Raw genomic sequence first — 8,053 nt, 5'->3', positions numbered from 1 at the left:
GCCACTAACTGGTGCTGGCGCGGTTGAGACGGGGTAAATGCCCCCGTTTGGGGGTTTGTGGCCTGTCTGGCCGTCGTGGGTGGGGGGGTCTGAGCTTTTTGTCCCCCCACCCCCCGAGGCGTCAGCGGGTACAGGTGGTGATCTGCTCTTCGGCGCTCACCGCCGGGCCACCGGTCGCACAGACCATCGTGCGGTACTCGGTGACCACCGAGGGCGTGGACAGCTGTATCGTCCCGTTGCGGATCATGGTGGTGGAGGCGACGGTCTCCCAGGGACTGCCCCAGGCGCGCTCGATCTTCACCTCCACCCGGAGCATGGTCAGCTGGTCGTCGGCGGCGTAGACCCTGGCCGAGCCGACGATTCCGGAGCTGCTGCCGCTCGCCTGCTGCCAGGCGCAGGGGCGGTTCAGGGCTGCGAGGCATGCGGGGTTCACGGTCTCCGTGGTTGCCGGGGCGGCGGGCGCGGGCCCTGCCGCGGCCGCCAGGATCGCCGCCGTGCCGACCACCAGACCTGCGATACGCGAGATCATGGCACTGTTCTCCTTTGAATCAGAGCCGGATGTGCTTGCTCTGCCGACTATGTCATCCACGTAACGTGCCAGTCACTATGGGTAACGTCACGTTTTGTGATCGGGCATAGTGAGAAGAGTTACCAGTTTCGGGAATTCCTGTCAGGTTCGCGTCGGGCGAGGAGTGTCGAAATGATCAGTCGTGAACGGCTGACGGCGTGCACCGGCGGACGGCGGAGGGGACGGCGGGTCAGCCGCGGACGGCAGCGGGTAGCGGTGCTCGGGGCGCCCGGTGTCGCCGTGACGCAGACTCAGCCGCAGCCGGCTGTCGCGCTCCAGCTGCTTGAGGTAGCGCTGGGCGGTGGGGCGGCTCAGCCCGGAGCGGTCGGCGACCTCCTGGGCGGAGAGCGGACGACCGGCCCGTCTGAGGACGCCGAGCACCAGGTCGGTGGTGGGCGCCGAGTGCCCCTTGGGGAGAGGCGCAGCTGGCGGCGCGGCGCTGCGCATGGTGGCGAACATCCGGTCCACCTCGTCCTGGCAGGTCTCCCGCGCGGCCGGTCCGGCCAGCGCATGGCGCAGCTCCGCGTACGCGACCTCCCGCAGGCCGGCGAAGGTGAACGGCTTGACCAGGTACTGGAGTGCGCCGTGCTGCATCGCGGCGTGCACGGTGGAGACGTCCCGGGCGGCGGTCACCATCATCACGTCGCAGCTCGACCTGAGCAGGACCTACACCACCGAGTTCGTCGGCAGGGCCGGCTGAGCCGGTGGCCGGCCGGCGGCCCGTCCCGCGCCCACGGCGGGTGGCGGGCCGTCACCGCTGCGGCGGTATCTCCCGCAGCGAGACCACGTCCATCCGGGACGGGGTGCCCGGAGCCTTCCCGCAGCTCTCCGGGCGGGCCGGCTCGCTCGCCCGCTCGGCGACCTCGGCCAGCCAGCGGCGGCCGTCGCTGTGCCGCACCTCGATCGCGCCTTGCGCCCGGCCGACGCTAAGAACGTCGGCCGAGGTCTCACCGATCAGCAGCCGTACCGCGTGCTCCGCCGCCTGGCCGGGGCGGTCCCAGTACGAGCGGCCCCGCGACCACTCGGGAAGCATGTGCCCCGCGGCCGTCGCCGCGAGCACCTCCTTGGCCGCCGTTCCGGTCAGCCGCCCATAGGCGTAGCCGTACGGCAGGACCAGCATGGTCGGGGAGAAGCGGTGACCGCCCAGGTGGGTGATCTCCCAGACCTCGCTGTGCCCGGCCGCCGCGAGTTCGGCCGCCAGCGGACGGCCCAGCAGCGCGCAGCAGCGGTCCCGGCGGCCGTTGGTGCACACCAGCGCGATCGGGCCGCCCACGTGGGCCTCGCCGAAGCCGCGGTGCTCGCCGGCGCCGAGGGCCGCGAAGTCCAGTTCCAGCAGCTCCGCCGGATCCTCCACGGCGGCCCGGCGCACCCAGGAGCGGCCGGGGGCGGTGTGCGCCACGATCACCTCGTGCCGGACGGCGGGCAGGCAGTCCGCGTGCCGTCCGGGGTGCCGGATCAGCGCGATCCGGACACCCGTACCCGCGCAGGCCGCGTCCAGGGCCCGGCCGACCTCGGCGTCCAGATGGCTCTCGGTGAGTGCCTTGGCGCCCCACGGCCCGGACTGCTCGATCAGCAGCCAGGTCGCGGCGGTCGCGGCGGTGGCGGCCAGTGGCTCGGTCAGTTCGCGCGACAGCGTCGTACAGGTGATCACCCGGGCAACCCTACCCGCGGGTGGTGTGGGCCACGAGGGTGACGGAGCAAGACCCTCGACCATGCCTGCGACGAGTTCCACTCCGCGCCGACGGATCGCAGGTCGACGTCCACCTGCGGCTGCCCGAGGTCTCCTCGCTGCTGGTGATGTCGCTGACCACGCCCTCGCTCCCGGACCTGCCGGCCCCGCTCTCCGAACTCGCCGGGAGCGTCCGGCTCCCGGACGACGAGCCGGACCGGCTGCCCACCGAGAGCGAAGCCAGGATCCAGGCCGCCTTCGGATGAGACGCGGGGAGGCGGAAGTCCGGTGAAGGGGGCCGCGCGAGACATCGGTGATGATCTCGCGCGGCCCCCGGCACTGCCCCCGACTACCTGGCCGGGCCGGCCACCGCGACGATCGGCTTCGACACCGGCGTACCCGAACCGTCGCGGCGCGGGTCGCGCTCCGGCAGGTCCACCGGAGCCCCGCCGGCCGCCGAGGCCAGCGCCGGAGCCGGACCCGCCCAGGCGAAGGCCAGCGCACTCTCGCCGCGCAGGAAGCGCTGGCAGCGCACTCCGCCCGTCGCCCGGCCCTTGCGCGGGTACTGCTCGAACGGCGTCACCTTCCAGGTGGACTGCACCTCGCCCGCCAGCGTCCCCGGGGAGCCCGCGACCGAGACCACCACTGCGTCCGCGGCCGGGTCCACCGCCGTGAACGAGATGACCCGCGCCCCGTCCGAGAGCTTGATGCCGGCCATACCGCCCGCCGGGCGGCCCTGCGGACGCACCTGGCCCGCCGGGTAGCGCAGCAGCTGCGCGTCCGAGGTGATGAAGACCAAGTCCTCCTCGCCGGTGCGCAGCTCCACCGCGCCGACCAGCTCGTCACCCTCCCTGAGGGCGATCACCTCGAACTCGTCCTTGTTCGCGGGCCATTCGGGCACCACCCGCTTCACCACACCCTGCACCGTGCCCAGTGCGAGCCCCGGCGAGGACTCGTCCAGCGTGGTCAGCGCCAGCGCCCGCTCGCCCTCGTCGAGCCGCAGGAACTCGCCCACCGCGGCGCCGCCGGACAGCGACAGCGAGGACGCCGGCGGCAGCGCCGGCAGGTCGATCACCGGCAGCCGCAGCACCCGGCCGAGTGACGTCACCACACCAACGTCGCCCCGCGCCGTGGCCGGCACCGCCGAGACGATCACGTCGTGCTTCGCGCGCTTCGCCACGGGCTCCGCCAAGTCCAGCGGCTCACTGTCCATCGTCCGCGCCAGCAGGCCGGTGGCGGACAGCAGCACCCGGCACGGGTCGTCCGCCACCTCCAGCGGCACCGACAGCGCCGCACTCGGCACCGTCCCCGCCTCCAGCAGCACCGTGCGCCGCTCGGTACCGAACTGCTTGGCCACCGCACCCAGTTCGCCCGACACCACACCGCGCAGCTTGGTGTCCGACTCCAGGATCTCGGTCAGCTCGGCGATCTCGGTGTTCAGCTTGCGCTGCTCGTCCTCCAGCTCCACCCGGTCGAACCGGGTCAGTCGGCGCAGCGGAGTGTCCAGGATGTACGAAGTCTGAGTCTCCGACAGCGAGAAGCGCTCGATCAGTCGCTCCTTCGCCTGCGCCGCGTTGTCGCTGTTGCGGATGATCGCGATGACCTCGTCGATGTCGACCAGCGCCACCAGCAGGCCTTCGACCAGGTGCAGCCGCTCCTGCCGCTTGCCGCGCCGGAACTCGCTGCGCCGGCGGACCACCTCGAAGCGGTGGTCGACGTAGACCTCGAGCAGCTCCTTCAGACCGAGCGTCAGCGGCTGGCCGTCGACCAGGGCGACGTTGTTGATGCCGAAGGTCTCCTCCATCGGCGTCAACTTGTAGAGCTGCTCCAGCAGCGCCTCCGGGACGAAACCGTTCTTCACCTCGATCACCAGGCGGAGACCGTGCTCACGGTCCGTCAGGTCCTTGACATCCGCGATGCCCTGGAGCTTCTTCGCGCCCACCAGGTCCTTGATCTTGGCGATCACCTTCTCGGGGCCCACCGTGTACGGCAGTTCGGTGACCACGATCCCCTTGCGGCGCGCGGTGACGTTCTCGATCGAGGCCGTCGCGCGGATCTTGAAGGTGCCGCGGCCCGAGGCGTACGCGTCCCGGATGCCCGAGAGCCCCACGATCCGCCCGCCCGTCGGCAGGTCCGGACCCGGGACGAAACGCATCAGCGTCTCCAGGTCCGCGTTCGGGTGCTTGATCAGGTGCCGGGCGGCGGCCACCACCTCGGAGAGGTTGTGCGGCGGCATGTTGGTCGCCATGCCCACCGCGATCCCCGAGGCGCCGTTCACCAGCAGGTTCGGGAAGGCCGCGGGCAGCACCAGGGGCTCCTGCTCGCTGCCGTCGTAGTTCGGCCCGAAGTCGACGGTGTCCTCGTGGATCGACTCCACCATCGCCATCGACGCCGCCGTCAGCCGCGACTCGGTGTACCGCATCGCGGCCGGCGGGTCGTCGTTGCCCAGCGAACCGAAGTTCCCGTGGCCGTCGATCAGCGGCAGCCGCATCGAGAACGGCTGCGCCATGCGCACCACGGAGTCGTAGATCGACGCGTCACCGTGCGGGTGCAGCCGGCCCATCACCTCGCCGACCACACGGGCGCACTTCACATGCGCCCGGTCGGGACGCAGGCCCATCTCGTTGGCCTGGTACAGGATCCGGCGGTGCACCGGCTTCATGCCGTCGCGGGCGTCCGGCAGGGCACGCGAGTAGATGACCGAGTAGGCGTACTCCAGGAAGGAACCCTGCATCTCGTCAACCACATCGACGTCGAGGATCCGCTCCTCGAAATCTCCGGGCGGCGGGGTGGGCGAACTACGGCGGGCCATCGCGGCGGGGCTCCCTTGTGTCTGGCTGTCGGCTGCTCGGTCGGCTGCGTGGATCCTGTGATGACTGACTCAAACCGTACGGGGGCACGGCGCCCCCCATTGTGGACCCTCCCGCTGACAGCAACTGTCAAGGGCTACCCGCTGCCTTCCCCCGGCCGCACTTCCGCCCCTGGCGAACGCCCCGAGAACACGGACACATCTCCGGCCCTCACGCGTTGGACCACAATGGGGACACGGTACGTACCCCCCGACCAGCAGTCGAAGACGGGAAGGACCCCAAACGCATGGCCAACCCGGCCCCCGCCGCATCCCAAGGCCTCGCCATCACCGAACACCGCCTGGCCAACGGCCTGCGCGTCGTGCTCTCCGAGGACCACCTCACCCCCGTCACCGCCGTCTGCCTCTGGTACGACGTGGGCTCCCGCCACGAGGTCAAGGGCCGCACCGGCCTCGCCCACCTCTTCGAGCACCTGATGTTCCAGGGCTCCGCCAACGTCTCCAACAACGGCCACTTCGAACTGGTCCAGGGCGCCGGCGGCTCCCTCAACGGCACCACCAGCTTCGAGCGCACCAACTACTTCGAGACCATGCCGGCCCACCAGCTGGAGCTCGCCCTCTGGCTGGAGGCCGACCGCATGGGCTCCCTGCTCGCCGCGCTCGACGAGACCTCCATGGAGAACCAGCGCGACGTCGTCAAGAACGAGCGCCGCCAGCGCTACGACAACGTCCCGTACGGCACCGCCTTCGAGAAGCTCACCGCGCTCTCCTACCCGGACGGCCACCCGTACCACCACACCCCCATCGGGTCGATGGCCGACCTCGACGCCGCCACCCTCGAGGACGCGCGCGAGTTCTTCCGCACCTACTACGCGCCCAACAACGCCGTCCTCGCCATCGTCGGCGACCTCGACCCCGAGCAGACCATCGCCTGGGTCGAGAAGTACTTCGGCACCATCCCGGCCCACAGCGGCAAGCAGCCCCCGCGTGACGGCAGCCTCCCCGAGACCATCGGCCGCGAGATCCGCGAGGTCGTCGAGGAGGACGTGCCCTCCCGCGCGCTGATGGCCGCCTACCGGCTCCCGCACGACGGCAACCGTGAGGCCGACGCCGCCGATCTCGCCCTCACCATCCTGGGCTCCGGCGAGTCCAGCCGGCTCTACAACCGCCTGGTGCGCCGTGACCGCACCGCCGTCGCTGCCGGGTTCGGCATGCTCCGCCTCGCCGGCGCACCCTCGCTCGGCTGGCTCGACGTCAAGACCTCGGGCGACGCCACCATCCAGCAGATCGAGACCGCCGTCGACGAGGAGCTCGCCCGCTTCGCCGCCGAGGGCCCCACCGCCGAGGAACTCGAGCGCGCCCAGGCCCAGATCGAGCGCGAATGGCTCGACCGGCTCACCACCGTCGCCGGCCGCGCCGACGAACTCTGCCGCTACGCCGTCCTGTTCGGCGACCCCAAGCTGCTGAACGCCGCGCTCGCCAAGGTCCTCGACGTCACCGCCGAAGAGGTCAGGGCCGTCGCCGCGGCCCGGCTGCGGCCCGACAACCGTGCCGTCCTGGTCTACGAGCCGACCACCACCGCCGACAACGACCAGAACGAGGAGGCGGCGGAATGACCGACCACACCCCGACCATGACCTTCCACCCCCAGCCCACCCCCGGCACCCCGACCCCGTGGGCCTTCCCGGCACCCGAGCGCGCCGCCCTCGGCAACGGGCTCACCGTGCTGCACTGCCACCGCCCGGGCCAGCAGCTGGTGGCCGTCGAGGTCCTCCTCGACGCCCCGCTCGCCGTCGAACCGGCCGGCCTCGACGGCATCGCGGGCATCCTCGCCCGCGCCTTCAGCGAGGGCACCGACACGCTCGACGCCGAGCAGTTCGCCGGTGAGCTCGAACGCGCCGGCGCCACCCTCGACGCCCACGCCGACCACGCCGGCATCCGGGTCTCCCTGGAGGTCCCCGCCTCCCGGCTGGAGCGCGGCCTCACCCTGCTCGCCGACGCGCTGCGCGCCCCCGCCCTCCCCGAGGACGAGATCGACCGCCTGGTCGCCAACCGCCTCGACGAGATCGTCCACGAGCTGGCCAACCCCGCCCGGCGGGCCGCAAAGGCCTTCTACGCCACGCTCTTCGACGAGACCGACCGGCTCTCCCGCCCGCGCAGCGGCACCGCCGAGACCGTCAAGAACATCACCCGGGCCGCCGTCCACGCCTTCTACCAGGCCCACATCCGGCCCGCCACCAGCACCGTGGTGGTCGTCGGCGACCTCTCCGGCACCGACCTGCTGCCGCTGCTCGAAAGCACCCTCGGCGCCTGGACGGGCAGCCCCGCCGAGCGCAGCGTGCACGCCCCGGTCACCGCCGACGACACCGGCCGCGTCGTGATCGTCGACCGGCCCGGCTCGGTGCAGACCCAGCTGCTCATCGGCCGCATCGGACCCGACCGCCACGACTCCCGCTGGGCCGCCCAGATCCTCGGCACCTACTGCCTGGGCGGCACCCTGACCTCCCGCCTCGACAAGGTCCTGCGCGAGGAGAAGGGCTACACCTACGGCGTCCGCGCCTTCGCCCAGCCGCTGCGCTCCGCCGCCGACGGCAGCGGCCGCGCCCTGCTCGCCATCAGCGGCTCCGTGGACACCGCGTCCACCGCCCCCGCGCTGGCGGACACCTGGACCATCCTGCGCACCCTGGCCGCCGAGGGTCTCACCGACGGCGAGCGCGACGACGCCGTCCAGTACCTGGTCGGGGTCGCCCCGCTCAAGTACGAGACCGCGGGCTCCGTCGCCGTGACCCTCGCCGACCAGGTCGAGCAGGGCCTGCCCGACGACCACCAGGCCGAGGTCTACCGGCAGCTCGCCGCCCTCCCGACCGCCGCCGCCACCGAGGCCGTCGTCGCCGCCTTCCCGCCCGACCGCCTGGTCACCGTCCTGGTCGGCGACGCCGCCGCCATCGCCGACCAGGTCAGGGAACTCGGCATCGGCGAGGTCACCGTCCTCACCTCCTGACCGCCA

At 71.9% G+C, this 8,053-nt stretch carries 6 protein-coding genes and 1 pseudogene; 3 read left to right on the top strand and 4 right to left on the bottom strand.

What is annotated here, in order from left to right:
- Positions 1-121 precede the first annotated feature (121 nt).
- The 3 genes and pseudogenes from ACZ5ON_RS24200 to ACZ5ON_RS24190 form a co-directional block, all read right to left on the bottom strand.
- Positions 122-529: a hypothetical protein gene (locus tag ACZ5ON_RS24200; protein WP_465596360.1), complete on the bottom strand. Its 408-nt coding sequence runs from the start codon at positions 527-529 to the stop codon at positions 122-124.
- Positions 530-778: 249 nt separating this feature from the next.
- A pseudogene (locus ACZ5ON_RS24195) lies at positions 779-1,213 on the bottom strand (helix-turn-helix domain-containing protein); the annotation flags it as partial.
- A 106-nt stretch (positions 1,214-1,319) separates the two neighbouring features.
- On the bottom strand, positions 1,320-2,219 hold the full coding sequence (locus ACZ5ON_RS24190; protein WP_465596357.1) for a sucrase ferredoxin: 900 nt from the start codon (positions 2,217-2,219) through the stop codon (positions 1,320-1,322).
- Between the two features lie 38 nt (positions 2,220-2,257).
- Here ACZ5ON_RS24190 and ACZ5ON_RS24185 point away from each other — a divergent pair, with 38 nt between their 5' ends.
- Positions 2,258-2,503 (top strand): hypothetical protein, encoded by a 246-nt coding sequence (locus tag ACZ5ON_RS24185; RefSeq protein ID WP_465596354.1) that lies wholly within the window; start codon positions 2,258-2,260, stop codon positions 2,501-2,503.
- Positions 2,504-2,586: 83 nt separating this feature from the next.
- Here the strand turns inward: ACZ5ON_RS24185 and ACZ5ON_RS24180 are convergent, their stop codons facing one another.
- On the bottom strand, positions 2,587-5,049 hold the full coding sequence (locus ACZ5ON_RS24180; RefSeq protein WP_465596351.1) for a DNA gyrase/topoisomerase IV subunit A: 2,463 nt from the start codon (positions 5,047-5,049) through the stop codon (positions 2,587-2,589).
- A gap of 284 nt (positions 5,050-5,333) precedes the next feature.
- Here ACZ5ON_RS24180 and ACZ5ON_RS24175 point away from each other — a divergent pair, with 284 nt between their 5' ends.
- Positions 5,334-6,662, top strand: a complete 1,329-nt coding sequence (locus ACZ5ON_RS24175; protein WP_465596348.1) for a M16 family metallopeptidase — start codon at positions 5,334-5,336, stop codon at positions 6,660-6,662.
- Positions 6,659-8,047 carry a M16 family metallopeptidase gene (locus tag ACZ5ON_RS24170; protein ID WP_465596345.1) on the top strand — a complete coding sequence of 463 codons (1,389 nt, stop codon included), beginning with the start codon at positions 6,659-6,661 and terminating at the stop codon, positions 8,045-8,047. Before ACZ5ON_RS24175 ends, ACZ5ON_RS24170 begins: the two co-directional genes overlap by 4 nt.
- The last annotated feature ends 6 nt before the right edge of the window (positions 8,048-8,053 follow it).

The sequence above is a fragment of the Kitasatospora sp. NPDC032150 genome, from assembly GCF_055579945.1.
This window is presented reverse-complemented; position numbering and strand designations above follow the sequence as displayed.